Source organism: Metabacillus crassostreae, from assembly GCF_016908395.1.
Taxonomy (GTDB): Bacteria; Bacillota; Bacilli; order Bacillales; family Bacillaceae; genus Metabacillus; species Metabacillus crassostreae.
In genome coordinates this window covers 25,521-50,846 of record NZ_JAFBDU010000013.1, presented here as the reverse complement: position 1 = coordinate 50,846, position 25,326 = coordinate 25,521, and the positions used below count along the sequence as shown (strand labels likewise).

At 38.0% G+C, this 25,326-nt stretch carries 31 protein-coding genes and 1 other annotated feature; all 31 genes read left to right on the top strand.

The genetic code is table 11. From position 1 onward, the window contains the following. The first annotated feature begins 78 nt into the window (after positions 1-78). Positions 79-612, top strand: coding sequence for a transcription termination/antitermination protein NusG (gene nusG, locus JOC75_RS22265; protein WP_146950499.1), 534 nt, complete (start codon positions 79-81; stop codon positions 610-612). Between the two features lie 243 nt (positions 613-855). Continuing rightward, a complete protein-coding gene (gene rplK, locus JOC75_RS22260; protein WP_141549707.1) occupies positions 856-1,281 on the top strand; it encodes a 50S ribosomal protein L11 in 426 nt (141 codons plus the stop codon). A 112-nt stretch (positions 1,282-1,393) separates the two neighbouring features. Beyond that, the gene (rplA, locus tag JOC75_RS22255) at positions 1,394-2,092 is read left to right on the top strand and encodes a 50S ribosomal protein L1 (RefSeq protein WP_204956150.1); all 699 of its coding nucleotides are present in this window, start codon (positions 1,394-1,396) and stop codon (positions 2,090-2,092) included. Positions 2,093-2,142: 50 nt separating this feature from the next. After that, positions 2,143-2,280 (top strand) — a sequence feature (ribosomal protein L10 leader region). Between the two features lie 45 nt (positions 2,281-2,325). Then, entirely contained in the window at positions 2,326-2,826 is a 501-nt protein-coding gene (gene rplJ, locus JOC75_RS22250; protein WP_204956149.1) for a 50S ribosomal protein L10, read from the top strand. Positions 2,827-2,891: 65 nt separating this feature from the next. Continuing rightward, positions 2,892-3,251, top strand: coding sequence for a 50S ribosomal protein L7/L12 (gene rplL, locus JOC75_RS22245; protein ID WP_204956148.1), 360 nt, complete (start codon positions 2,892-2,894; stop codon positions 3,249-3,251). A gap of 343 nt (positions 3,252-3,594) precedes the next feature. After that, on the top strand, positions 3,595-4,197 hold the full coding sequence (locus JOC75_RS22240; protein WP_204956147.1) for a class I SAM-dependent methyltransferase: 603 nt from the start codon (positions 3,595-3,597) through the stop codon (positions 4,195-4,197). Positions 4,198-4,551: 354 nt separating this feature from the next. After that, positions 4,552-8,130 (top strand): DNA-directed RNA polymerase subunit beta, encoded by a 3,579-nt coding sequence (rpoB, locus tag JOC75_RS22235; protein WP_204956146.1) that lies wholly within the window; start codon positions 4,552-4,554, stop codon positions 8,128-8,130. A gap of 126 nt (positions 8,131-8,256) precedes the next feature. Continuing rightward, a complete protein-coding gene (gene rpoC, locus JOC75_RS22230; protein ID WP_204956145.1) occupies positions 8,257-11,856 on the top strand; it encodes a DNA-directed RNA polymerase subunit beta' in 3,600 nt (1,199 codons plus the stop codon). A 160-nt stretch (positions 11,857-12,016) separates the two neighbouring features. Then, a complete protein-coding gene (locus tag JOC75_RS22225; protein ID WP_204956144.1) occupies positions 12,017-12,265 on the top strand; it encodes a 50S ribosomal protein L7ae-like protein in 249 nt (82 codons plus the stop codon). A gap of 107 nt (positions 12,266-12,372) precedes the next feature. Continuing rightward, positions 12,373-12,792 carry a 30S ribosomal protein S12 gene (rpsL, locus tag JOC75_RS22220; RefSeq protein ID WP_146950507.1) on the top strand — a complete coding sequence of 140 codons (420 nt, stop codon included), beginning with the start codon at positions 12,373-12,375 and terminating at the stop codon, positions 12,790-12,792. Positions 12,793-12,832: 40 nt separating this feature from the next. Then, positions 12,833-13,303 (top strand): 30S ribosomal protein S7, encoded by a 471-nt coding sequence (gene rpsG / locus JOC75_RS22215; RefSeq protein WP_111618110.1) that lies wholly within the window; start codon positions 12,833-12,835, stop codon positions 13,301-13,303. Positions 13,304-13,359: 56 nt separating this feature from the next. Next, positions 13,360-15,438, top strand: a complete 2,079-nt coding sequence (gene fusA / locus JOC75_RS22210; protein ID WP_204956143.1) for an elongation factor G — start codon at positions 13,360-13,362, stop codon at positions 15,436-15,438. A 117-nt stretch (positions 15,439-15,555) separates the two neighbouring features. Next, positions 15,556-16,746, top strand: a complete 1,191-nt coding sequence (gene tuf, locus JOC75_RS22205; protein ID WP_204956142.1) for an elongation factor Tu — start codon at positions 15,556-15,558, stop codon at positions 16,744-16,746. A 591-nt stretch (positions 16,747-17,337) separates the two neighbouring features. Next, positions 17,338-17,646, top strand: coding sequence for a 30S ribosomal protein S10 (rpsJ, locus tag JOC75_RS22200; protein ID WP_026561219.1), 309 nt, complete (start codon positions 17,338-17,340; stop codon positions 17,644-17,646). Positions 17,647-17,689: 43 nt separating this feature from the next. Further along, a complete protein-coding gene (rplC, locus tag JOC75_RS22195; protein WP_146950510.1) occupies positions 17,690-18,319 on the top strand; it encodes a 50S ribosomal protein L3 in 630 nt (209 codons plus the stop codon). A gap of 27 nt (positions 18,320-18,346) precedes the next feature. Beyond that, positions 18,347-18,970 (top strand): 50S ribosomal protein L4, encoded by a 624-nt coding sequence (rplD, locus tag JOC75_RS22190; RefSeq protein WP_204956141.1) that lies wholly within the window; start codon positions 18,347-18,349, stop codon positions 18,968-18,970. Then, positions 18,970-19,257, top strand: coding sequence for a 50S ribosomal protein L23 (gene rplW, locus JOC75_RS22185; RefSeq protein ID WP_146950512.1), 288 nt, complete (start codon positions 18,970-18,972; stop codon positions 19,255-19,257). Before rplD ends, rplW begins: the two co-directional genes overlap by 1 nt. A gap of 28 nt (positions 19,258-19,285) precedes the next feature. After that, complete coding sequence (gene rplB / locus JOC75_RS22180) at positions 19,286-20,116, top strand: 50S ribosomal protein L2 (protein ID WP_146950513.1); 831 nt, start codon at positions 19,286-19,288, stop codon at positions 20,114-20,116. Positions 20,117-20,173: 57 nt separating this feature from the next. Then, complete coding sequence (rpsS, locus tag JOC75_RS22175; RefSeq protein WP_146950514.1) at positions 20,174-20,452, top strand: 30S ribosomal protein S19; 279 nt, start codon at positions 20,174-20,176, stop codon at positions 20,450-20,452. An 18-nt stretch (positions 20,453-20,470) separates the two neighbouring features. Further along, positions 20,471-20,815, top strand: coding sequence for a 50S ribosomal protein L22 (gene rplV / locus JOC75_RS22170; RefSeq protein WP_146950515.1), 345 nt, complete (start codon positions 20,471-20,473; stop codon positions 20,813-20,815). Positions 20,816-20,818: 3 nt separating this feature from the next. After that, on the top strand, positions 20,819-21,475 hold the full coding sequence (rpsC, locus tag JOC75_RS22165) for a 30S ribosomal protein S3 (protein ID WP_146950516.1): 657 nt from the start codon (positions 20,819-20,821) through the stop codon (positions 21,473-21,475). Position 21,476: 1 nt separating this feature from the next. Beyond that, entirely contained in the window at positions 21,477-21,911 is a 435-nt protein-coding gene (gene rplP / locus JOC75_RS22160) for a 50S ribosomal protein L16 (RefSeq protein WP_003225801.1), read from the top strand. Beyond that, a complete protein-coding gene (gene rpmC, locus JOC75_RS22155) occupies positions 21,901-22,104 on the top strand; it encodes a 50S ribosomal protein L29 (RefSeq protein WP_098798317.1) in 204 nt (67 codons plus the stop codon). Before rplP ends, rpmC begins: the two co-directional genes overlap by 11 nt. Positions 22,105-22,124: 20 nt before the next feature. Further along, entirely contained in the window at positions 22,125-22,388 is a 264-nt protein-coding gene (gene rpsQ, locus JOC75_RS22150) for a 30S ribosomal protein S17 (protein WP_146950517.1), read from the top strand. A 39-nt stretch (positions 22,389-22,427) separates the two neighbouring features. Then, the gene (rplN, locus tag JOC75_RS22145; protein ID WP_146950518.1) at positions 22,428-22,796 is read left to right on the top strand and encodes a 50S ribosomal protein L14; all 369 of its coding nucleotides are present in this window, start codon (positions 22,428-22,430) and stop codon (positions 22,794-22,796) included. 35 nt (positions 22,797-22,831) lie between these two features. Beyond that, entirely contained in the window at positions 22,832-23,143 is a 312-nt protein-coding gene (gene rplX, locus JOC75_RS22140) for a 50S ribosomal protein L24 (protein ID WP_146950519.1), read from the top strand. 24 nt (positions 23,144-23,167) lie between these two features. Then, complete coding sequence (gene rplE, locus JOC75_RS22135; RefSeq protein ID WP_204956140.1) at positions 23,168-23,707, top strand: 50S ribosomal protein L5; 540 nt, start codon at positions 23,168-23,170, stop codon at positions 23,705-23,707. A 25-nt stretch (positions 23,708-23,732) separates the two neighbouring features. Then, positions 23,733-23,918 carry a type Z 30S ribosomal protein S14 gene (locus JOC75_RS22130; protein WP_204956139.1) on the top strand — a complete coding sequence of 62 codons (186 nt, stop codon included), beginning with the start codon at positions 23,733-23,735 and terminating at the stop codon, positions 23,916-23,918. 31 nt (positions 23,919-23,949) lie between these two features. After that, positions 23,950-24,348: a 30S ribosomal protein S8 gene (gene rpsH / locus JOC75_RS22125; RefSeq protein WP_146950521.1), complete on the top strand. Its 399-nt coding sequence runs from the start codon at positions 23,950-23,952 to the stop codon at positions 24,346-24,348. 29 nt (positions 24,349-24,377) lie between these two features. Then, complete coding sequence (gene rplF / locus JOC75_RS22120) at positions 24,378-24,917, top strand: 50S ribosomal protein L6 (protein ID WP_204956138.1); 540 nt, start codon at positions 24,378-24,380, stop codon at positions 24,915-24,917. A gap of 33 nt (positions 24,918-24,950) precedes the next feature. Continuing rightward, positions 24,951-25,313, top strand: a complete 363-nt coding sequence (gene rplR / locus JOC75_RS22115) for a 50S ribosomal protein L18 (protein WP_204956137.1) — start codon at positions 24,951-24,953, stop codon at positions 25,311-25,313. The last annotated feature ends 13 nt before the right edge of the window (positions 25,314-25,326 follow it).

Below are 25,326 nucleotides of genomic sequence, written 5' to 3'. Positions count from 1 at the left end.
AGAGTTAGTATTTATGCACATTAATATAGAGTTACATAAACCTATCGTGGGGAGGGAAGGACAAGTTGTCCTGACACTATGGAAAAGAATTGGTATGTAGTACACACATATTCAGGTTATGAAAACAAGGTTAAAGCAAATCTTGAAAAACGTGTAGAATCAATGGGCATGGAGGATAAAATATTCCGTGTTGTTGTACCTGAAGAAGAAGAAACAGATTATAAGGACGGCAAGAAGAAAGTTGTTAAGAAAAAGGTGTTTCCTGGATATGTACTTGTAGAGATTGTCATGACTGATGACTCTTGGTATGTAGTTCGTAATACTCCTGGAGTTACTGGATTTGTCGGCTCTGCTGGACATGGTTCAAAACCAACACCTCTACTAGATGAAGAGATTATGTTTATCTTAAAAAGAATGGGTATGGATGAACATAGAGTTGAGATTGATTATGAACTAAAAGAAACAGTTAAGGTTACAGAAGGGCCATTTGCTAACTTTACTGGATCTATTGAAGAAATAGATTCTGACAAAAATAAGTTAAGAGTTCTTGTTAATATGTTTGGTCGTGAAACACCTGTTGAATTAGATTTTTCACAAGTTACTAAATTATAATGTGAAAAAACTTGAAATCAATTAAGAAAAGTGGTAATATTTCATAGGTCAGTATGTCTCAAGAACCTGAGATAGAAATAAGATGTAACGCTGATCAGAAATTCAAGTGTTTCTGAATGCATAAGGGTAGGTATGCTCATTGTGAGTTGCCCGAATTTTATCCATTTGTAAAACAAGTGGATTAGATGAGTGGGAGGGTTATTAACCCATTTACCACATCACGGACTTAAGGAGGTGTGTCTCGTGGCTAAAAAAGTAATTAAAATTGTAAAATTGCAAATTCCTGCAGCGAAAGCTAATCCAGCACCACCAGTTGGTCCTGCATTAGGTCAAGCTGGTGTTAATATCATGGGATTCTGTAAAGAGTTTAACGCTCGTACAGCTGAACAAGCTGGTTTAATCATTCCGGTTGAAATCACGGTATTTGAGGACCGTTCATTTACATTTATTACTAAAACTCCTCCTGCTGCTGTTCTTCTTAAAAAAGCGGCTGGAATTGAGTCTGGTTCTGGTGAACCAAATCGTAATAAAGTAGCGACTGTTAAACGTGACAAGGTACGTGAAATCGCTGAAACAAAAATGCCTGATTTAAACGCTGCTAGCGTTGAATCAGCAATGCGTATGGTTGAAGGTACTGCACGTAGTATGGGTATCGTTATCGAAGACTAATCGTTGATTAGTTGGGAATGTTTTTTGGGGTTGCGAGTTTGCTTAAAAACAAGTTCGCAACCTTTATTCGTGGGAGGTTATTCCGCTAAAACCACTAAGGAGGAAATTTAAAATGGCTAAAAAAGGTAAGAAGTTTCAAGAAGCTGCGAAACTTGTAGATCGTTCTACGTTCTATCCAGTTAATGATGCAGTAGAACTAGTTAAAAAGACTAGCGTTGCTAAATTCGATGCAACTGTAGAAGTAGCATTTCGTTTAGGAGTAGATCCTAAGAAAGCTGACCAACAAATTCGTGGAGCAGTTGTTCTTCCGAATGGTACTGGTAAAACTCAACGTGTATTAGTATTTGCTAAAGGTGAAAAAGCGAAAGAAGCTGAAGCTGCAGGTGCTGATTATGTTGGAGATGCTGACTATATCAACAAAATCCAACAAGGTTGGTTTGAATTTGATGTAATCGTAGCAACGCCTGATATGATGGGTGAAGTTGGTAAATTAGGTCGTGTATTAGGACCAAAAGGTTTAATGCCAAACCCTAAAACAGGAACAGTAACATTTGACGTAACGAAAGCTGTTAACGAAATTAAAGCTGGTAAAGTTGAATATCGTTTAGACAAAGCTGGAATTATCCATGTTCCTATCGGGAAAGTTTCTTTCGATGATAGCAAATTAGTAGAGAACTTCACAACTGTATATGAAACTTTACTTAAAGCTAAGCCAGCTGCAGCAAAAGGTACTTACATGAAGAGTGTTAACGCTACTTCAACAATGGGACCTGGCGTAAAAGTTGACACATCAAGCTTTTCTGTAAAATAATAACTATTGACTTCTCTATGAAGTTTAATATATAATAATCAATGTTGTTTAAAACAAATATCGCTATACCGTAGACCGTAGGTGCTATCGAGCTTAATTTCCTACCGAGGTGTATTTACGAATAAAGCATTTTGCTTGTTGTTGTATATACAAACCTCCATGTCTAGTGGAGGTTTTTTTACGGCCATCACCGAACGGTACTAGTGTTACATGAATCTACAGGAGGTGTAACAATGAGCGCAATTATCGAAAAGAAAAAACAGATCGTAGAAGAGATTTCTACTAAGTTCCGTGAAAGCAAATCTACTATCGTTGTAGATTACCGTGGATTAACTGTAGGTGAGGTTACTGAATTACGTAAACAATTACGTGACGCAGGAATTGAATTTAAAGTTTACAAAAACACGATGACTCGTCGTGCGGTAGAACTTGCTGAACTTTCAGGTCTTAACGACGCATTAACTGGTCCAAACGCAATTGCATTTGGTGGTGATGATGTTGTAGCTCCAGCTAAAATTTTAAATGACTTCGCTAAAAAGCATGAAGCTCTTGAAATCAAAGCTGGTGTAATCGAAGGAAATGTTGCTTCAGTTGAAGAAGTTAAAGCTCTTGCTGAACTTCCATCACGCGAAGGTTTACTTTCTATGTTGCTTAGCGTTCTTCAAGCTCCAATCCGTAATCTTGCACTTGCTACAAAAGCTGTTGCAGATCAAAAAGAAGAACAAGGCGCATAATCTATTTGAACTAACTTTTAGTATGTAATAAAACTAATAATAGGAAAAACAAGGAGGAAATTATAATGACTCAAGAACAAATCATTGAAGCAGTTAAAAGTATGACTGTTTTAGAATTAAACGACTTAGTTAAAGCAATCGAAGAAGAGTTTGGTGTTACTGCTGCAGCTCCTGTAGCTGTTGCTGCTGGTGGTGGCGAAGCTGCTGCTGAGCAAACTGAATTTGACGTAGTACTTGCAAGTGCTGGCGGACAAAAAATCAAGGTTATCAAAGTAGTACGTGAAGCTACTGGTCTTGGATTAAAAGAAGCTAAAGAAGTTGTAGATAACGCTCCTAAAGCAATCAAAGAAGGCGTTACTAAAGAAGAAGCTGAAGAATTAAAAGCTAAACTTGAAGAAGTTGGAGCTTCTGTAGAAGTTAAGTAATATAACCAACTTATGAAAGCTCGCCGGTTTATGGCGAGCTTTTTATTATTTAGGATTGTTATAATATAACGATATAAACCCTGATACCACTGAAGTTCTTTTTAGTATGAATTTATTTACTGTCAAATTAGGGGAGACTGATAGGGGAAATGAAAAACGTACATAATCTCTCATTAGCCGATAATAGATTATGGTAGAGAGTGAAGTTGATTATTAGTTTTTTGTTGGTATTCTACTACCGAAAATTATGGTGAAGAACGACATCAGGACAATTAAATTCAAAATGTATGTATAAAATGGTCAGTAATTGTGAACCCTAATCTTCTGAAAGAGGAGGAACAAAATGAGTAATCATTATTATTCTGAAAAGCCTACCGTAGAAAGTGATCGTAAGAAATGGTCATTTATGTTGAAGGGTCACAACTTTACCTTTCAAAGTGATCGTGGAGTATTTTCAAAAAATGAAGTAGACTTTGGTTCTCGTCTTTTAATAGATTCGTTTTCTTTGTCTGAAGTAGATGGAGATATTCTTGATGTTGGTTGTGGTTATGGTCCGATTGGTTTATCTGTAGCAAAGCATTATGATAGACATGTTGATATGATTGATATCAATGAGAGGGCAATTGAATTGGCAAAAGATAATGCGACCTTAAATTCTATTAAGAATGTTGAAATATTTCAGAGTAATCTATTTGAAAAGATTAAAGAAGGAAGAAAATATGCCGCTATCTTAACGAACCCGCCTATACGAGCAGGGAAAGTGGTTGTTCACAGTATTTTCAAGGAGAGTTTTACGCATCTGGTTGAACGTGGTGAACTTTGGATTGTGATACAAAAGAAACAAGGAGCTCCATCGACAATTGAATTATTAGAGGGACTATTTTCAGAAGTGGAAGTTGTTGTGAAGAAAAAAGGCTATTATATCATTAAAGCGAAAAAAAGTTGACTCATATTTTTTGATGTGTTAACATTATAAAATGCCAATATATAATTTCCATAACTATCTAATTTTTGAAAAAAAGATGTATAAATTTAGATTAGATGGAGATAATTATAAAATCAATAGTACGTTTCAAATTGTGGTTTTCTTACTAGAAACCCTTTTTATTTTTTGTTTTTTCCTTGCGTTAGTACTTGATTTTCCTTTGTTTTTATTTCGGATTTTATTGGTAGTATATTAGATATTGATTTTCAAGAGAATGATCATATGTGAGTTCTCTTATTCGTCTGTCTAAAAATTAAAGGTATACATAACAGTACAACGCAAGATCTATTACGCTTGATTTGAGGGGTGAATGAGTTGACAGGTCAACTAGTTCAGTATGGACGACACCGCCAACGCAGAAGTTATGCACGCATTAGTGAAGTGTTAGAATTACCAAATCTTATCGAAATTCAAACCTCTTCCTACCAATGGTTTCTTGATGAGGGCTTGAGAGAAATGTTCCAAGATATTTCTCCTATTGAGGATTTCACTGGTAACCTCTCGCTAGAGTTTATTGATTATAGCTTAGGAGATCCTAAGTACCCTGTAGAGGAATCAAAAGAACGCGATGTTACCTATTCTGCACCATTACGTGTGAAGGTGCGTTTAATTAACAAGGAAACTGGTGAAGTAAAGGATCAGGATGTCTTTATGGGAGATTTCCCTCTCATGACAGAGACAGGTACATTTGTTATTAACGGAGCTGAGCGAGTTATCGTTTCGCAATTAGTCCGTTCACCAAGTGTATATTACAGTGGTAAAGTCGACAAAAATGGTAGAAGAGGCTTTACTGCAACTGTGATTCCAAACCGTGGAGCTTGGTTAGAGTACGAAACAGATGCAAAAGATGTTGTTTATGTACGTATAGATCGTACACGTAAATTACCTGTAACGGTGTTATTACGTGCTCTTGGGTTTGGCTCTGATCAAGAAATCATCGATTTATTAGGTGAAAATGAGTACTTACGCAATACTCTTGACAAAGACAACACCGAAACTACTGAGAAGGCATTGCTTGAAATCTATGAGAGACTTCGCCCTGGTGAGCCTCCTACAGTAGACAATGCAAAGAGTTTATTAGACTCTAGATTCTTTGATCCAAAGCGCTATGATTTAGCAAATGTTGGACGTTACAAGATTAATAAAAAGCTTCACATTAAAAATCGCCTATTTAACCAAAGATTAGCTGAAACTCTAGTTGATCCAGAAACAGGTGAAATCATTGCGGAAAAAGGGACAATGATTGATAGAAGAACATTGGACCGTATTATTCCGAACCTTGAAAGTGGAGTGGGCTTCACAAAAGAACACCCTTCTGGTGGAGTTACAGATGATGAAGTAACAATTCAATCTATCAAGATTTTTGCACCTAATGATCCTGAAGGTGAAAAAGTTATCAATGTATTAGGTAACGCTTATGTAGAAGAAAGTGTTAAGAATATTACAGTAGCTGATATTTTATCTTCTATTAGTTATTTCTTTAACTTATTACATGGTGTGGGCGATACAGATGATATTGATCACCTAGGTAATCGTAGACTGCGTTCTGTTGGGGAATTGCTACAAAATCAATTTAGAATTGGTTTATCAAGAATGGAACGTGTTGTTCGTGAAAGAATGTCAATTCAGGATACGAATACAATTACTCCACAACAACTAATCAATATTCGTCCTGTTATTGCATCTATCAAAGAGTTCTTTGGTAGTTCACAGTTATCTCAGTTCATGGATCAAACGAATCCACTTGCTGAGTTAACTCATAAACGTCGTTTATCAGCATTAGGGCCTGGTGGATTAACACGTGAACGTGCTGGATTTGAAGTACGTGATGTTCATTACTCTCACTATGGTCGTATGTGTCCAATTGAAACTCCTGAGGGACCAAACATTGGATTAATTAACTCTTTATCTTCATATGCGAAAGTTAATCGATTTGGTTTTATTGAAACTCCTTATCGTAGAGTCGATCCTGAAACAGGTAAAGTAACAGCGCGAATTGATTATTTAACAGCTGATGAGGAAGATAACTATGTTGTAGCACAAGCAAACGCACGACTTGCAGATGATGGATCGTTTATCGATACAGATATCGTTGCGCGTTTCCGTGGAGAAAATACTGTTATTAATAGAGATCGCATCGATTATATGGATGTATCTCCAAAACAGGTTGTTTCAGCTGCAACAGCATGTATTCCTTTCTTAGAAAATGATGACTCTAACCGTGCATTAATGGGTGCAAATATGCAACGTCAAGCAGTTCCATTAATGAATCCAGAAGCTCCTTTAGTAGGGACTGGTATGGAATATGTATCAGGTAAAGATTCTGGTGCTGCTGTGATCTGTAAACATCCTGGTATTGTAGAGCGTGTTGAAGCTAAGAATGTTTATGTTCGCCGCTATGAAGAAGTAAATGGACAAAAAGTTAAAGGTAATTTAGATAAATATAGCATGTTAAAATTCATTCGTTCTAACCAAGGAACTTGCTACAACCAACGCCCGATCGTTAGTGAAGGTGATGAAGTTGTAAAAGGTGAAATCCTTGCAGACGGACCATCAATGGAACAAGGGGAACTAGCATTAGGTAGAAACGTAATGGTAGCCTTCATGACTTGGGATGGTTATAACTATGAGGATGCTATTATCATGAGTGAAAGACTTGTTAAAGATGATGTGTATACTTCTATCCACATCGAAGAATATGAGTCTGAATCACGTGATACAAAGTTAGGACCTGAAGAAATTACTCGCGACATCCCTAACGTTGGGGAAGACGCTTTAAGAAATTTAGATGAGCGTGGAATCATTCGCGTTGGTGCTGAAGTAAAAGATGGCGATTTATTAGTTGGTAAAGTAACTCCTAAAGGTGTTACAGAATTAACTGCTGAAGAGCGTCTATTACATGCAATATTCGGTGAAAAAGCCCGTGAAGTTCGAGATACTTCATTACGTGTACCACATGGTGGAGGAGGAATCATCCTTGATGTTAAAGTATTTAACCGTGAGGATGGAGATGAATTACCACCAGGTGTTAACCAGTTAGTTCGTGTTTATATCGTTCAGAAGCGTAAGATTTCTGAAGGAGATAAAATGGCTGGACGACATGGTAACAAAGGTGTAATTTCAAGAATACTTCCAGAAGAAGATATGCCTTATTTACCAGATGGTACACCTGTTGATATCATGTTAAATCCACTTGGAGTACCTTCACGTATGAATATCGGTCAGGTGTTGGAGCTTCACTTAGGTATGGCTGCTCGTATTCTAGGAATTCATGTTGCTTCACCAGTATTTGATGGAGCGCGTGAGGAAGATGTTTGGTCAACGCTAGAAGAAGCAGGCATGGCTCGCGATGCTAAAACAGTATTATATGATGGACGCAGTGGAGAACCATTTGATAACCGTGTATCAGTTGGAATCATGTACATGATCAAACTTGCTCATATGGTTGATGATAAATTACATGCTCGTTCTACAGGACCATACTCATTAGTTACACAGCAACCACTTGGTGGTAAAGCACAATTTGGTGGTCAAAGATTTGGTGAGATGGAGGTATGGGCACTTGAAGCATATGGTGCTGCGTATACTCTTCAAGAAATCTTAACTGTTAAATCTGATGATGTTGTAGGTCGTGTGAAAACTTATGAAGCAATTGTTAAAGGTGAGAATGTTCCTGAACCAGGTGTTCCAGAATCATTTAAAGTATTAATTAAAGAGCTTCAAAGTTTAGGTATGGATGTTAAAATGCTTTCAAGTGATGAGCAGGAAATTGAAATGAGAGACCTTGATGATGAAGAAGACTCTCAACAAGCAGAAGGTTTATCAGTTAACGAAACGGTTGAACCAGAACCACAATCAGCTGATTTAGATAAAGATCCAGTAGTAAAAGAATAAAGATTTAAGCAAAAGCGCTTTTGTCTTGATGTACTTCAGTATATTGAGACAGGGCGCTAATGCTTGAACTTTTTCTTACTTTTTAAAATAGGGTATAACCTGAAGACGAAAAGGGAGGTAGGCCCCTTGTTAGATGTTAATAATTTTGAATATATGAGCATCGGCTTAGCTTCACCTGACAAGATCCGTTCTTGGTCATTTGGAGAGGTTAAGAAACCAGAAACAATTAATTACCGTACATTAAAACCAGAAAAAGATGGTTTATTCTGTGAGCGTATCTTTGGTCCAACAAAAGACTGGGAATGTCATTGTGGAAAATATAAAAGAGTACGTTATAAAGGTGTAGTTTGTGATCGTTGTGGAGTTGAAGTTACACGTGCAAAAGTTCGCCGTGAAAGAATGGGTCATATTGAATTAGCTGCTCCTGTATCACATATTTGGTACTTTAAAGGTATTCCAAGTCGTATGGGGTTAGTATTAGATATGTCTCCTCGTGCATTGGAAGAAGTTATTTATTTTGCTTCCTATGTCACTACTGAAACTGGTGATACGCCACTTGAAAAGAAACAACTATTATCTGAAAAAGAATACCGTGCTTATCGCGAAAAGTATGGTAATACATTCCAAGCATCAATGGGTGCAGAAGCAATTAAAAAGCTTCTTGCTGATATCGATGCTGATAAAGAAGTAGAAGGCTTAAAAGAAGAGCTGAAGACTGCACAGGGACAACGTAGAACGCGTGCAATTAAGCGTTTAGAAGTTCTTGAAGCATTCCGTAACTCTGGAAATGAACCTTCTTGGATGATTTTAGACGTACTACCTGTTATCCCACCTGAGCTACGTCCGATGGTACAACTTGATGGTGGGCGTTTTGCTACTTCTGATTTAAATGACTTATATAGACGTGTTATTAATCGTAATAATCGTTTGAAACGTTTATTAGATCTAGGTGCACCAAGCATTATCGTTCAAAATGAAAAGCGTATGCTTCAAGAAGCAGTTGATGCTTTAATAGATAATGGTCGTCGTGGTCGTCCAGTAACTGGTCCAGGTAACCGTCCGTTAAAATCTCTTTCACACATGTTAAAGGGTAAACAAGGACGTTTCCGTCAGAACCTTCTTGGTAAACGTGTTGACTACTCTGGTCGTTCTGTAATTGTTGTTGGTCCAAACTTAAAAATGTACCAATGTGGATTACCGAAAGAAATGGCACTTGAGTTGTTCAAACCATTCGTCATGAAGGAACTAGTTGAAAAAGGTCTTGCTCATAATATTAAGAGTGCGAAACGTAAGATTGAGCGAGTACAGCCTGAAGTTTGGGATGTATTAGAATCGGTTATTAAAGAGCATCCAGTATTACTTAACCGTGCACCTACTCTTCATAGATTAGGAATTCAAGCTTTCGAACCTACTTTAGTGGAAGGTCGTGCAATTCGACTTCATCCTCTAGTATGTACTGCATACAATGCAGATTTCGATGGTGACCAAATGGCAGTTCACGTACCACTTTCAGCAGAAGCTCAAGCAGAAGCTCGTATATTAATGCTTGCTGCTCAAAACATTCTTAATCCTAAAGATGGTAAACCAGTTGTTACTCCTTCGCAGGATATGGTTTTAGGTAACTACTACTTAACATTAGAACGTTCTGGAACAATTGGTGAAGGAATGATCTTCAATGATACAAGTGAAGCACTACTTGCATACCAAAACGGATATGTACACTTACATACACGTGTAGCTGTAAACGCTGGTTCATTAAATAAGCAAAGCTTTACTGAAAAACAGAACAAAATGTTACTTGTTACGACTGTTGGAAAGCTGATCTTTAATGAAATTTTACCGGAGTCATTCCCATATATGAATGAGCCGACAAAGCAAAACATTGAAGAAAAGACTCCAGAGAAGTATTTCCTTGAAACAACAGCTAATGTAAAAGAGTTTATCGAAGCTCAAGAGGAAATTGCTCCTTTCAAAAAGGGCATCCTTGGAAATGTAATTGCTGAGATTTTCAAGAAGTTCCATATCACTGAAACTTCAAAAATGCTAGATCGTATGAAAAATCTAGGATTTAGATATTCAACTAAAGCAGGTATAACTGTTGGTGTATCTGATATCATCGTTTTACCAGAGAAGAAAGAAATTATTAGTGAAGCACAAACAAAAGTTGATAATGTATTAAAGCAGTTCAGAAGAGGTTTAATTACTGAAGATGAACGCTATGAACGTGTTATCTCCATTTGGAGTGCAGCTAAAGATACAATCCAAGGTAAGTTAATGGCGTCACTTGATAAACGCAACCCAATCTTTATGATGAGTGATTCAGGAGCTCGTGGTAATGCATCTAACTTTACACAGCTTGCTGGTATGCGTGGACTAATGGCCAATCCGGCTGGACGAATCATTGAATTACCAATCAAATCTAGTTTCCGTGAAGGATTAACAGTATTAGAGTACTTCATCTCAACTCACGGTGCGCGTAAAGGTCTTGCCGATACTGCACTTAAAACAGCAGACTCAGGTTACTTAACACGTCGACTTGTTGATGTTGCTCAAGATGTTATCATTCGTGATGATGATTGTGGTACAGATCGTGGTATTCTTGCAGAATCGATCAGAGAAGGCACTGAGATCATTGAAAAGTTAGATGAGCGTCTAATAGGGCGTTACTGTCGTAAGGTTGTTAAACACCCTGAAACAGATGAAATCATTGTTAATGAGAACGAATTAATTACAGAGGATATTGCTGTTGAAATCATTGAAGCAGGAATTGATAAAGTATGGATCCGTTCTGCATTTACTTGTAATACTAGACATGGTGTATGTAAAAGATGTTACGGTCGTAACCTTGCTACAGGAACAGAGGTTGAGGTTGGTGAAGCAGTAGGAATTATTGCCGCTCAATCGATCGGTGAGCCTGGAACACAGTTAACGATGCGTACATTCCATACCGGTGGGGTTGCAGGAGACGATATCACTCAAGGTTTACCACGTATTCAAGAGCTATTCGAAGCTAGAAACCCTAAAGGTCAAGCGATTATTTCAGAAATCATTGGGGTAGTTTCAGAAATAAACGAAGTACGTGATAAACAGCAAGAAATTGTTATTCAAGGTGAAGTAGAATCCCGTTCATACACAGCACCATATAATGCAAGACTTAAAGTTACTCAAGGTGATAAAGTTGAGAGTGGTCAAGTCTTAACAGAAGGTTCAATAGATCCTAAAGAGTTGCTGAAAGTAAAAGATTTACAAGCAGTACAACAATATCTATTACGTGAAGTACAAAAAGTATACCGTATGCAAGGGGTAGAAATTGGAGATAAGCACGTAGAGGTTATGGTACGTCAAATGCTTCGTAAAGTAAGAGTAATGGATGCTGGTGACACAGATGTTTTACCAGGTACATTACTAGATGTACATCAATTTACTGATGCTAATAAACAAGTATTGTTAGATGGTAAACGTCCAGCAACAGGTAGACCTGTGTTACTTGGTATTACAAAAGCATCGCTAGAAACTGATTCATTCCTATCTGCAGCATCTTTCCAAGAAACAACTCGTGTTCTAACAGATGCAGCAATTAAAGGTAAACGTGACGAATTATTAGGACTTAAAGAAAATGTAATCATTGGTAAACTTGTTCCAGCTGGTACTGGTATGCCAAGATATCGTCAAGCTGAACCTATCTCTAAAGTTCAACAAACTGAAGAGGTTGTATCAGTCGATTAAGTTTTAAATAATTTATAATTGATAGTTATCTTTATAGAAATATTGGATTGAGATGGATGCTCAAATAATTTCATGGAGTTAGGTTGACATCCATCTCTTCCAATGTTACTATATTCAAGGTGCTCAATCTTACACCTGTTGCTTTGGAGGATATAGAATTATGTCTTATGAAAAAGTATCACAGGCAAACAAAATAATTGTTGGTACTAAGCAATCAGTGAAGGCTCTATTAAACAATGAAGTTAGAGAGATCATCATTGCTGAAGATGCTGATTATCGAATTGTCCAAAAGATTATTCAAACAGCAGAACAACAGCAAGTTCCTTTAACAAAGGTTACTTCTATGAAAAAGCTTGGTAAAGCTTGTGGAATTGAAGTTGGAGCTGCAGCTGTAGCTATAATACAGTAAAAACTGTTTTTGCAATTTATATATAATACATTGCAGAGACTTTGTTTTTGCCTAAATATGAACCACCTGGATGTGTGGTATTAAAAAGTGAAGGGAGGAAAACCAAAATGCCTACTATTAATCAATTAGTGCGTAAAGGTCGCGTAAGCAAAGTTGAGAAATCAAAATCACCTGCATTAAACAAAGGTTACAATAGCTTCAAAAAAGAGCAAACGAACTTATCATCACCTCAAAAACGTGGTGTATGTACTCGTGTAGGTACGATGACGCCGAAGAAACCTAACTCAGCGCTTCGTAAATATGCTCGTGTACGTTTAACAAACGGAATTGAGGTAACAGCATATATTCCTGGTATCGGACACAACTTACAAGAGCACAGTGTTGTTCTTATTCGTGGAGGTCGTGTAAAAGATTTACCGGGGGTACGTTACCACATCGTTCGTGGAGCGTTAGATACTGCTGGTGTTGATGGCCGTATGCAAGGTCGTTCTAAATACGGTACAAAACGTCCTAAAGTTAAAAAATAATAATCAAATAGATTAAACTTAAATGAAGGGAGGACATAACATGCCACGTAAAGGTCCTGTTACGAAAAGAGATGTATTACCAGATCCACTTTACAATTCAAAGCTTGTTACACGTTTAGTAAACAGAATTATGATCGACGGAAAAAGAGGTAAAGCACAATCTGTACTTTACAATGCTTTCGATTTAATTAAAGAACGTTCAGGTAAGGATGCAATGGAAGTGTTTGAACAAGCACTTAAAAACATCATGCCAGTTCTTGAAGTTAAAGCACGTCGTGTTGGTGGTGCTAACTACCAAGTACCTGTAGAAGTACGTCCAGATCGTCGTACTACTTTAGGTCTTCGTTGGTTAGTAAACTACGCTCGTCTTCGTGGAGAAAAGACGATGGAAGAGCGTTTAGCTAACGAAATTCTTGATGCTGCTAACAATACTGGTGCAGCAGTTAAGAAACGTGAAGATACTCACAAAATGGCTGAAGCAAATAAAGCATTTGCTCACTATCGTTGGTAGAATTAAACTTAAACTAAAACACAAAAAAATTCCAATTTGGAAGGAGAAATTACCCAATGGCAAGAGAGTTCTCCTTAGAAAATACTCGTAATATTGGTATCATGGCTCACATCGATGCTGGTAAAACAACTACAACTGAGCGTGTACTTTATTACACTGGTCGAATTCATAAAATCGGCGAAACTCATGAAGGTGCATCACAGATGGACTGGATGGAGCAAGAACAAGAGCGTGGAATCACGATCACTTCTGCTGCGACAACTGCGCAGTGGAAAGGTCACCGCGTAAACATCATCGATACACCAGGACACGTAGACTTCACTGTTGAAGTTGAACGTTCTTTACGTGTACTTGATGGTGCTGTAGCAGTACTTGATGCTCAATCAGGTGTTGAGCCTCAAACTGAAACAGTTTGGCGTCAAGCTACAACTTATGGAGTTCCACGTGTTGTGTTCGTTAATAAAATGGACAAAATCGGTGCAGATTTCTTATATTCTGTAGGAACTATCCATGATCGTCTTCAAGCTAATGCTCACCCAATCCAATTACCGATTGGTGCTGAGGATCAATTTGAAGGAATCATCGATTTAGTAGAAATGAAAGCAACATTCTACGGTAATGATTTAGGTACTGATATCGTTGATAAAGAGATACCTGAAGAATACGTAGATCAAGCTAATGAATACCGTGAAAAGTTAGTTGAAGCAGTATCAGAACTAGACGAAGATCTAATGGAAAGATACCTTGGTGGAGAAGAAATCTCTAACGATGAGCTAAAAGCTGCAATTCGTAAAGGTACACTTAACGTAGAATTTTATCCAGTAATCTGTGGATCTGCATTCAAAAACAAAGGTGTTCAAAAAATGTTAGATGCAGTACTTGACTACCTTCCATCACCTCTTGATGTACCTGCAATTAAAGGTATTGTTCCTGAGACTGAAGAAGAAGTAACTCGTGAATCTAGCGATACTGCACCATTCTCTGCATTAGCTTTCAAAGTAATGACAGATCCTTATGTTGGGAAGCTTACATTCTTCCGTGTTTACTCTGGTACGTTAAGTTCTGGGTCTTACATCCAAAACTCTACTAAAGGTAAGCGTGAGCGTGTAGGACGTATCCTTCAAATGCATGCAAATAGCCGTGAGGAAATTTCAGAAGTTCACTCAGGAGATATTGCTGCAGCTGTAGGTTTAAAAGATACTACTACTGGTGACACTCTATGTGATGACAAAAACCTTGTTATCTTAGAGTCTATGCAATTCCCAGAGCCAGTAATCCAACTTTCTGTTGAACCAAAATCTAAAGCAGATCAAGATAAAATGACAACTGCTTTAGTGAAGCTTCAAGAAGAAGATCCAACATTCCGTGCACATACTGATGTTGAAACGGGCCAAACAATCATCGCAGGTATGGGTGAACTTCACTTAGATATCTTAGTTGATCGTATGAAACGTGAATTCAAAGTAGAAGCTAACGTTGGTGCTCCACAGGTTGCTTACCGTGAAACATTCCGTCAAGGAGCTAAAGTTGAAGGTAAGTTTGCTCGTCAATCTGGTGGACGTGGACAATTTGGACACGTTTGGATTGAATTTGCACCTAACGAAGAAGGAAAAGGGTTTGAATTCGAAAACAAAATCGTTGGTGGAGTAGTTCCTCGTGAATACGTGCCTGCAGTTCAAGCTGGTCTTGAAGATGCAATGGGCAATGGTGTTCTTGCTGGATATCCATTAGTTGATGTTAAAGCTGCACTTGTTGATGGATCATACCATGATGTTGACTCAAGTGAGATGGCATTTAAAATCGCTGCTTCATTAGCACTTAAAAATGCAGTATCAAAATGTAGCCCGGTAATTCTTGAGCCAGTTATGAAAGTTGAAGTTGTTATTCCAGAAGAATACATGGGAGATATCATGGGGGGAGTAACATCTCGTCGTGGCCGTGTAGAAGGAATGGAAGCTCGTGGTAACGCACAAGTTGTTCGTGCGATGGTTCCACTTTCTGAAATGTTTGGATATGCTACTTCATTACGTTCTAACACTCAAGGTCGTGGAGTATTTACAATGCACTTTGATCACTATGAAGAAGTACCAAAATCAATTTCTGAAGAAATTATCAAAAAAAATAAAGGCGAGTAATTGAATTTACCCCCTTTAATGATGTATAACTACTTATGTGAGAACAGAGAGTGAATCATTCACTTTCTGTTACATATATCTTAAAACTATAATTAACACTCTGAGGAGGATTTTAGAATGGGTAAAGAAAAATTCGACCGTTCCAAGACGCATGCTAATATTGGTACAATTGGACACGTTGACCATGGTAAAACAACTTTAACAGCAGCAATCACAACTGTACTTGCAAAACGCAGTGGTAAAGGTGCAGCTATGGCTTATGATATGATCGATGCAGCTCCAGAAGAGCGTGAGCGTGGAATCACTATCTCAACTGCGCACGTTGAGTATGAAACTGACACTCGTCACTATGCACACGTAGATTGCCCAGGACATGCTGACTATGTTAAAAACATGATCACTGGTGCAGCACAAATGGATGGCGGTATCTTAGTAGTATCTGCTGCTGATGGCCCAATGCCACAAACTCGTGAGCACATCCTTTTATCTCGTCAAGTAGGTGTTCCTTACCTTGTTGTATTCTTAAACAAATGTGACATGGTTGATGACGAAGAATTATTAGAATTAGTAGAAATGGAAGTTCGTGACTTACTTTCTGAGTACGATTTCCCTGGCGATGATGTTCCTGTTATCAAAGGTTCTGCTCTTAAAGCACTTGAAGGAGAAGCTGATTGGGAAGAAAGAATCGTTGAACTAATGAACGCAGTTGACGAATATATCCCAACTCCAGAACGTGACACAGACAAACCATTCATGATGCCAGTTGAGGATGTATTCTCAATCACTGGTCGTGGAACAGTTGCTACAGGTCGTGTTGAGCGTGGACAAGTTAAAGTTGGTGACACAATCGACATCATCGGTTTAACTGAAGAGCCAAAATCAACTACTGTAACAGGTGTTGAAATGTTCCGTAAACTTCTTGATTATGCTGAAGCTGGAGATAACATTGGTGCACTTCTTCGTGGAGTTGCTCGTGATGATATCCAACGTGGTCAAGTACTTGCTAAACCAGGTACTATCACTCCACACACGAACTTCAAAGCAGAAATCTATGTATTATCAAAAGAAGAGGGTGGACGTCACACTCCATTCTTCACTAACTACCGTCCTCAGTTCTACTTCCGTACAACTGATGTAACTGGTATCTGCCAACTTCCTGAAGGCGTAGAAATGGTTATGCCTGGAGATAACGTAGAAATGACAGTTGAACTTATCGCTCCAATCGCGATTGAAGAAGGTACTAAATTCTCAATCCGTGAAGGTGGACGTACAGTAGGCGCTGGCGTTGTTGCTTCTATCCAAAAATAATAAACCTTCTATTATATAGAAGATAAAAGCGAGCATATTGATGCTCGCTTTTTTTTGTGTGAACAATACTAATAATGGCTTCATCATTTAAAGGAGATAAGTATAAAAGGATAATGAGGCTAAAAGCTATAAATAGTTTCAATCATTAAATTCTTCCTTCTATATAAAATAACTTCATAGAATTTTTAAAAAGCTGTACCGGTAATTAAATTTAGAAGAAACTTCAAAGCTATGATATTAAATAGTTAATGGTTTTTCTCTTAGAGTTTTTTTGCGAAAATTAAATTGACCTTTGAACTCTTCATTATCTGAATAAACTTACTTTATAGTTAGAAATATAAACCACATAGTCTATTGTTGATATTATTATACAATGTATGTATAATAGTAAAAGTGCTCAAGAATATTAATAATTTATTAATTAGCTCTTGCATATAACATCAGTTTTTTGTATAATAGACAATGTTGGTCTTTGACTGCGATGAAGCAGGAGGTTGCCGATACACACGGCCGCTTTGCCATGGCGTGTGTAGGGAAAATTCTTGCGGAGAAAATGTCTATTTTAAAAGTAGGCGAAAAGGAGGGAAAATAATGGCAAAACAAAAGATTCGTATTCGTTTAAAAGCTTATGATCACAGAATTCTTGATCAATCAGCTGAGAAAATCGTAGAAACTGCAAAACGTTCTGGTGCAAATGTATCTGGTCCAATTCCGTTACCGACTGAAAGATCTGTATACACAATCCTACGTGCGGTTCATAAGTACAAAGATTCTCGTGAACAATTTGAGATGCGTACTCATAAACGTTTAATTGATATCATCAGCCCAACACCACAAACTGTTGATGCGCTAATGCGTTTAGACTTACCGTCTGGTGTTGACATTGAAATCAAATTATAATTCTAAAAAATAAATTAATTAATTTTAATAGGAGGTGTGACTCATGACCAAAGGAATCTTAGGAAGAAAAATTGGTATGACGCAAGTATTTGCTGAGAATGGTGATCTAATTCCGGTAACTGTAATCGAAGCTACTCCAAACGTTGTTCTTCAAAAGAAATCTGTTGATACTGATGGATACACAGCAGTTCAATTAGGATTTGAAGACAAGCGTGAGAAGTTATCTAACAAACCAGAAAAAGGCCACGTAGCAAAAGCTAATACTGCACCTAAGCGCTTCGTTAAAGAACTTCGTGAAGCTAGCTTAGAGCAATACGAAGTTGGTCAAGAAGTCAAAGTTGATATATTCACTGCTGGTGAAACAGTCGATGTAACAGGAGTATCTAAAGGGAAAGGTTTCCAAGGTTCTATCAAGCGCCACAACCAATCTCGCGGACCTATGTCTCATGGTTCTCGTTACCATCGTCGTCCAGGTTCAATGGGACCTGTAGCACCAAACCGTGTATTTAAAAACAAACTTTTACCAGGTCGTATGGGTGGAGAACGTATTACTGTTCAAAACTTAGAAATCGTTAAAGTAGATGCAGAACGCAATCTATTATTAATTAAAGGTAATGTACCTGGACCAAGAAAAGCTCTTATTACTGTGAAAAGTGCAGTAAAATCTAAATAATTTCAGTAGGAAAGGAGGAATTGGGTAATGCCTAAAGTAGCATTATTAAACCAAGCTGGATCAAACGTTGGAGAAATCGAACTTAATGATTCTGTATTTGGTATCGAACCTAATCAGCATGTATTATTTGATGCGGTTATCATGCAAAGAGCTTCCTTACGTCAAGGAACTCATAAAGTAAAAGGACGTTCTGAAGTAGCAGGCGGAGGACGCAAACCTTGGCGTCAAAAAGGAACTGGTCGTGCTCGTCAAGGATCAATCCGTTCGCCACAATGGCGCGGTGGTGGTATCGTATTCGGACCAACTCCACGTTCATATGCATATAAATTACCTAAAAAAGTTCGCCGCTTAGCGATTAAATCTGCTTTATCATCTAAAGTAATTGACAACAGTATCGTTGTATTAGAGGACTTAGCGCTTAATGCACCTAAAACTAAAGAAATGTCTTCAGTATTAAAAGGACTTTCTGTAGAGAAGAAAGCATTAATCGTAACAGCTGACAATAACGAAAATGTTGCATTATCAGCACGTAACATCCCTGGAGTAACAGTAGTAACTGCAGAAGGTGTAAATGTTCTTGATGTACTTAACCATGATAAGCTTATTATGACGAAAGCTGCAGTGCAAAAAGTAGAGGAGGTGCTTGCGTAATGAAAGATCCTCGTGATATTATTAAGCGCCCCGTTATCACTGAACGTTCAACTGATCTTATGACTGAGAAAAAATATACTTTTGAAGTAGATGTTAGAGCTAATAAAACTGAAGTTAAAGATGCGATCGAATCGATCTTTGGTGTGAAAGTTGAAAAAGTTAACATCATGAACTATAAAGGTAAATTTAAACGTGTAGGTCGTTACAGCGGTTTAACTAACCGTCGACGCAAAGCAATCATTAAGCTTGCTGCGGATAGCAAAGAAATCGAATTATTTGAAGTATAAATTCTAATAGAAAAGGAGGGATATCGATATGGCGATTAAAAAATACAAACCAACCTCAAATGGTCGTCGTGGGATGACAGTATCTGATTTTGCTGAAATTACTACAGACCAGCCTGAAAAGTCATTACTTGCACCGGTTCATAGAAAAGGTGGACGTAATAACCAAGGTAAAATCACAGTTCGTCACCAAGGGGGCGGACACAAACGCCAATATCGTGTGATCGATTTTAAACGCGACAAAGATGGTATACCAGGACGCGTTGCTACAATCGAGTACGATCCAAATCGTTCTGCAAACATTGCACTTATCAATTATGTTGATGGTGAAAAAAGATACATCCTTGCTCCTAAAAACCTAAAAGTAGGTTTAGAGATTATGTCTGGTCCTGAGGCTGACATTAAAGTAGGAAATGCACTTCCACTAATTAACATCCCTGTTGGTACTGTTGTACACAACATCGAATTAAAACCAGGAAAAGGCGGACAATTAGTTCGTTCTGCAGGTACATCTGCTCAAGTTCTTGGTAAAGAAGGCAAATACGTACTTGTACGTTTAAACTCTGGTGAAGTTCGTATGATTCTTTCTTCATGCCGCGCGACTGTAGGTCAAGTTGGTAACGAACAACACGAATTAATCAACATTGGTAAAGCAGGTCGTTCTCGTTGGTTAGGTAAACGCCCAACTGTACGTGGATCTGTAATGAACCCTAATGACCATCCACACGGTGGTGGTGAAGGACGTTCTCCAATCGGACGTAAATCACCAATGTCTCCATGGGGTAAACCAACTCTTGGTGCTAAAACTCGTAAGAAGAAAAACAAATCAGATAAGTTTATCGTGCGTCGTCGTAAAAAATAACGTGGTTGAACTACGGTTCATTCGAACCGTAGCACGATCGCGAAGGGAGGTACAATCATGGGCCGTAGCTTAAAAAAAGGACCATTCGTGGATGAACATTTAATAAGCAAAGTTGAAAAATTGAATGAAACTGAAAAGAAGCAAGTAATTAAAACTTGGTCTCGTCGTTCTACAATTTTCCCACAATTCATTGGTCATACAATTGCAGTTTATGATGGTCGTAAACATGTTCCTGTATATGTAACTGAGGACATGGTAGGACACAAACTTGGTGAGTTTGCACCTACACGTACGTACAAAGGTCATGCAAATGACGATAAAAAAACAAGACGTTAATGAGAGGAGGCATATTACATGCAACAATCTAAAGCTGTCGCAAGAACAGTACGCATTGCTCCTCGTAAAGCTCGTTTAGTTTTAGATCTTATTCGAGGTAAGCAAGTAGGCGAAGCAGTAGCGATTTTAACACATACGCCAAAGGCTGCTTCTCCAATCATAGAGAAAGTTTTAAAATCTGCAGTGGCAAACGCTGAGCATAACTATGAAATGGACATTAATAGCTTAGTTGTAACTGAAGCTTTTGCTAATGAAGGTCCAACTCTTAAACGTTTCCGCCCACGTGCTATGGGTCGTGCAAGTGCAATTAACAAACGCACAAGTCACATCACAATCATCTTAACAGAAAAGAAGGAGGGATAAACTGTGGGTCAAAAGGTAAATCCAGTCGGTCTTCGTATTGGGGTTATTCGTGATTGGGAGTCAAAATGGTTCGCTGGTAAAGACTACTCAACTCTTTTACATGAAGATATCAAAATTCGTGAATACGTATCTAAGCGTCTTAGTGATGCATCTGTATCTAAAATTGAGATCGAACGTGCTGCAAACCGTGTAAACATTACTATCCACACTGCTAAGCCAGGTATGGTAATCGGTAAAGGTGGTACTGAAGTTGAAGCACTTCGTAAAGCACTTAACCAATTAACTGGTAAACGTGTACACATCAACATTTTAGAAATCAAAAAAGCTGATTTAGATGCTAAATTAGTTGCTGAAAATATCGCACGTCAATTAGAGAATCGTATCTCATTCCGTCGTGCTCAAAAACAAACTATTCAACGCGCAATGCGTTCTGGTGCACAAGGTATTAAAACTCAAGTATCTGGCCGTTTAGGCGGAGCAGATATCGCACGTGCAGAGCATTATAGCGAAGGAACAGTTCCACTTCACACACTTCGTGCTGACATTGATTATGGAACAGCTGAAGCTGATACAACTTACGGTAAATTAGGCGTTAAAGTATGGATCTATCGTGGAGAGGTTCTTCCTACTAAGAAGAAAACTGAGGAAGGAGGAAAATAATATGTTATTGCCAAAACGCGTAAAATATCGCAGAGAGCACCGTGGAAAAATGCGCGGTCGTGCTAAAGGCGGTACTGAGGTTCATTTCGGTGAATTTGGTATTCAAGCTCTAGAAGCTTCATGGATTACAAACCGTCAAATCGAGGCTGCTCGTATTGCGATGACACGTTACATGAAACGTGGCGGTAAAGTTTGGATTAAAATCTTCCCTTCTAAGCCTTATACAGCAAAACCTCTTGAGGTGCGTATGGGATCTGGTAAAGGTGCTCCAGAAGGTTGGGTAGCAGTAGTTAAACCAGGTAAAGTATTGTTTGAAATTTCAGGTGTTTCTGAAGAAGTTGCTCGTGAAGCATTACGTTTAGCATCACATAAATTACCGATCAAAACGAAATTTGTAAAACGTGAAGAAATTGGTGGTGAATCTAATGAAAGCTAATGAAATTCGTGACCTTACCACTGCTGAAATTGAACAAAAAGTAAAGTCTCTTAAAGAAGAATTATTTAACCTTCGCTTTCAACTAGCGACAGGACAATTAGAAAATACTGCTCGCATTCGTGAAGTTCGTAAATCTATCGCTCGTATGAAAACTGTTATACGTGAAAGAGAACTCGCTGCTAATAATCGTTAATAAGAGAGGAGGTTTACCGAATGAGTGATCGTAACCAACGTAAAGTGTATACTGGTCGTGTTGTTTCTGACAAAATGGATAAGACAATTACAGTTCTTGTAGAAACTTATAAAACACACTCACTATACGGCAAACGTGTAAAATACTCTAAAAAATTCAAAGCACATGATGAAAACAACCAAGCAAAAACTGGTGATATCGTAAGAGTAATGGAAACTCGTCCATTATCAGCTACTAAGCGTTTCCGTCTAGTAGAAATCGTTGAAGAAGCTATTATCATTTAATTTTGTTCGGATAGTTAATTCCGAAGGGAGGTAACATAAGTGATCCAACAAGAATCTCGTTTAAAAGTTGCTGACAACTCTGGTGCTCGTGAAGTACTTACAATCAAAGTATTAGGTGGTTCTGGTCGTAAAACTGCTAATATTGGTGATGTTATCGTTTGTACGGTAAAACAAGCAACACCAGGTGGCGTTGTCAAAAAGGGTGAAGTTGTTAAAGCTGTAATCGTTCGTACTAAGAGCGGTGCACGTCGTTCAGATGGTTCTTACATCAAATTCGACGAAAATGCATGTGTGATTATTCGTGACGATAAAGGCCCACGTGGTACTCGTATTTTCGGACCTGTTGCACGTGAATTACGTGAAAACAATTTTATGAAAATCGTTTCTTTAGCTCCGGAAGTTCTATAATAAATATTATTGCGTTACTAAGGAGGTGCGACAGGATGCATGTCAAAAAAGGTGATAAAGTAATGGTTATCTCTGGTAAGGATAAAGGAAAACAAGGTGTAATACTTGCTTCTTATCCTAAAAAAGATCGTGTACTTGTAGAAGGTATTAATATAGTAAAAAAACACTCTAAACCTTCTCAAGCTAATCCACAAGGTGGAATCTTAAGCCAAGAGGCACCTATCCATGTATCAAATGTTATGCCACTTGATCCAAAATCAGGTGAACCGACTCGTGTTGGTTCTAAAGTGGTAGACGGTAAAAAGGTACGTGTAGCTAAAAAATCTGGTGAAACTTTAGATAAATAGTAAATCAGGAAGGGAGGTATTTGTATGAACCGCCTTAAAGAAAAGTATCAAAATGAAATTACGCCTGCATTAGTGAAAAAGTTTTCTTACAAATCAGTAATGCAAGCTCCTAAATTAGAAAAAATCGTAATCAACATGGGTGTTGGTGATGCAGTTTCAAACTCTAAATCATTAGATGTTGCTGTTGAAGAGTTAACTCAAATCACTGGACAAAAACCAGTTGTTACTAAAGCAAAAAAATCTATCGCTGGTTTCCGTCTTCGTGAAGGTATGCCAATCGGTGCAAAAGTTACATTACGCGGTGAGCGTATGTACCAATTCTTAGATAAGTTAATCGCTGTTTCATTACCACGTGTACGTGATTTCCGTGGAGTATCAAAGAAATCATTTGACGGTCGCGGTAACTACACATTAGGTGTTAAAGAGCAATTAATCTTCCCTGAGATTGATTATGATAAAGTAAACAAAGTTCGTGGTATGGATATCGTTATTGTTACAACTGCGAATACTGATGAAGAAGCACGTGAACTATTAACTCAGTTCGGAATGCCGTTTCAAAAATAATCGCTAAGTAAAGGGAGGCGAAATTGTGGCTAAAAAATCAATGATTGCTAAGCAAAAGCGCACGCAAAAACACCCAGTACAAGAGTACACTCGTTGCGAACGTTGCGGACGTCCACACTCTGTACTACGCAAATTTAAACTTTGCCGTATTTGTTTCCGTGAACTTGCTTACAAAGGTCAAATTCCAGGCGTGAAAAAAGCTAGCTGGTAAAACCGTAAAACGGGAAGGAGGTTATTTAGTAATGGTTATGACAGATCCTATTGCAGATATGCTTACTCGCATTCGTAATGCGAATATGGTACGTCACGAGAAACTTGAGTTTCCTGCATCGAAAATCAAGAAAGAAATTGCTGAAATTCTTAAGCGTGAAGGTTTCGTACGTGATGTTGAATATGTAGAAGATAACAAACAAGGTATCATTCGTATTTTCCTTAAATACGGATCAAACAATGAGCGTGTAATTACTGGTCTTAAAAGAATCAGTAAACCAGGTTTACGTGTTTATGCTAAATCTGATGAAGTACCACGTGTACTTAACGGTTTAGGTATCGCGATCGTTTCAACTTCTCAAGGTGTTTTGACTGACAAAGAAGCTCGTGCAAAACAAGCTGGTGGAGAAGTATTAGCATACGTTTGGTAAAAAGTTCAAAATGAATGGAGGTGTAATGAATGTCTCGTATTGGTAAAAAACTACTTGAAATCCCTGCTGGTGTTACTATTGATATCGCTGAAGATAACACAGTAACGGTTAAAGGTGCTAAAGGGGAATTAACTCGTACATTCAACCCTGATATGAAAATCTCTATCGAAGAGAATATTTTAACAGTATCTCGTCCTTCAGATGCGAAAGAACACCGTGCTCTTCACGGTACTACTCGTAGCTTACTAGGTAACATGGTAGAAGGCGTTTCTAAAGGATTTGAAAGAGGATTAGAGCTAATCGGTGTCGGTTACCGTGCTTCTAAATCTGGCGATAAATTAATTCTTAACGTTGGTTACTCTCACCCTGTTGAGATCACACCAGAAACTGGTATCGAAATTGAAGTACCAACACAAACAAAAGTACTTGTTAAAGGTACTGATAAAGAACGCGTAGGTGCTATTGCTGCAAATATCCGTGACGTTCGTCCACCAGAGCCTTACAAAGGTAAAGGTATTCGCTATGAAGGCGAAAAAGTTCGTCGTAAAGAGGGTAAAACTGCGAAGTAATATCGCTTAGATGATAAGAAAGGAGTGACCTAAATGATTATTAAGGCTGATAAAAATGCTGTACGTAAAAAAAGACATGCTCGTGTTCGTTCTAAACTTACTGGTACAACAACACGTCCACGTCTAAACGTATATCGTTCAAACCAACACATTTACGCTCAAGTAATTGATGATACTAACTCAGTTACTCTAGTAAGTGCTTCTACATTAGAAAAAGATTATAATCTTGATTCTAAGAGCAATGTTGAAGCAGCGCAAAAGATTGGTGAATTAGTAGCAAAACGTGCTATTGAAAAAGGTGTTAAATCTGTCGTTTTTGATCGCGGTGGATACTTATATCATGGTCGTATTAAGGCTCTAGCTGAAGCTGCTCGCGAGGCTGGACTTGAATTTTAATCGCAAAAGGAGG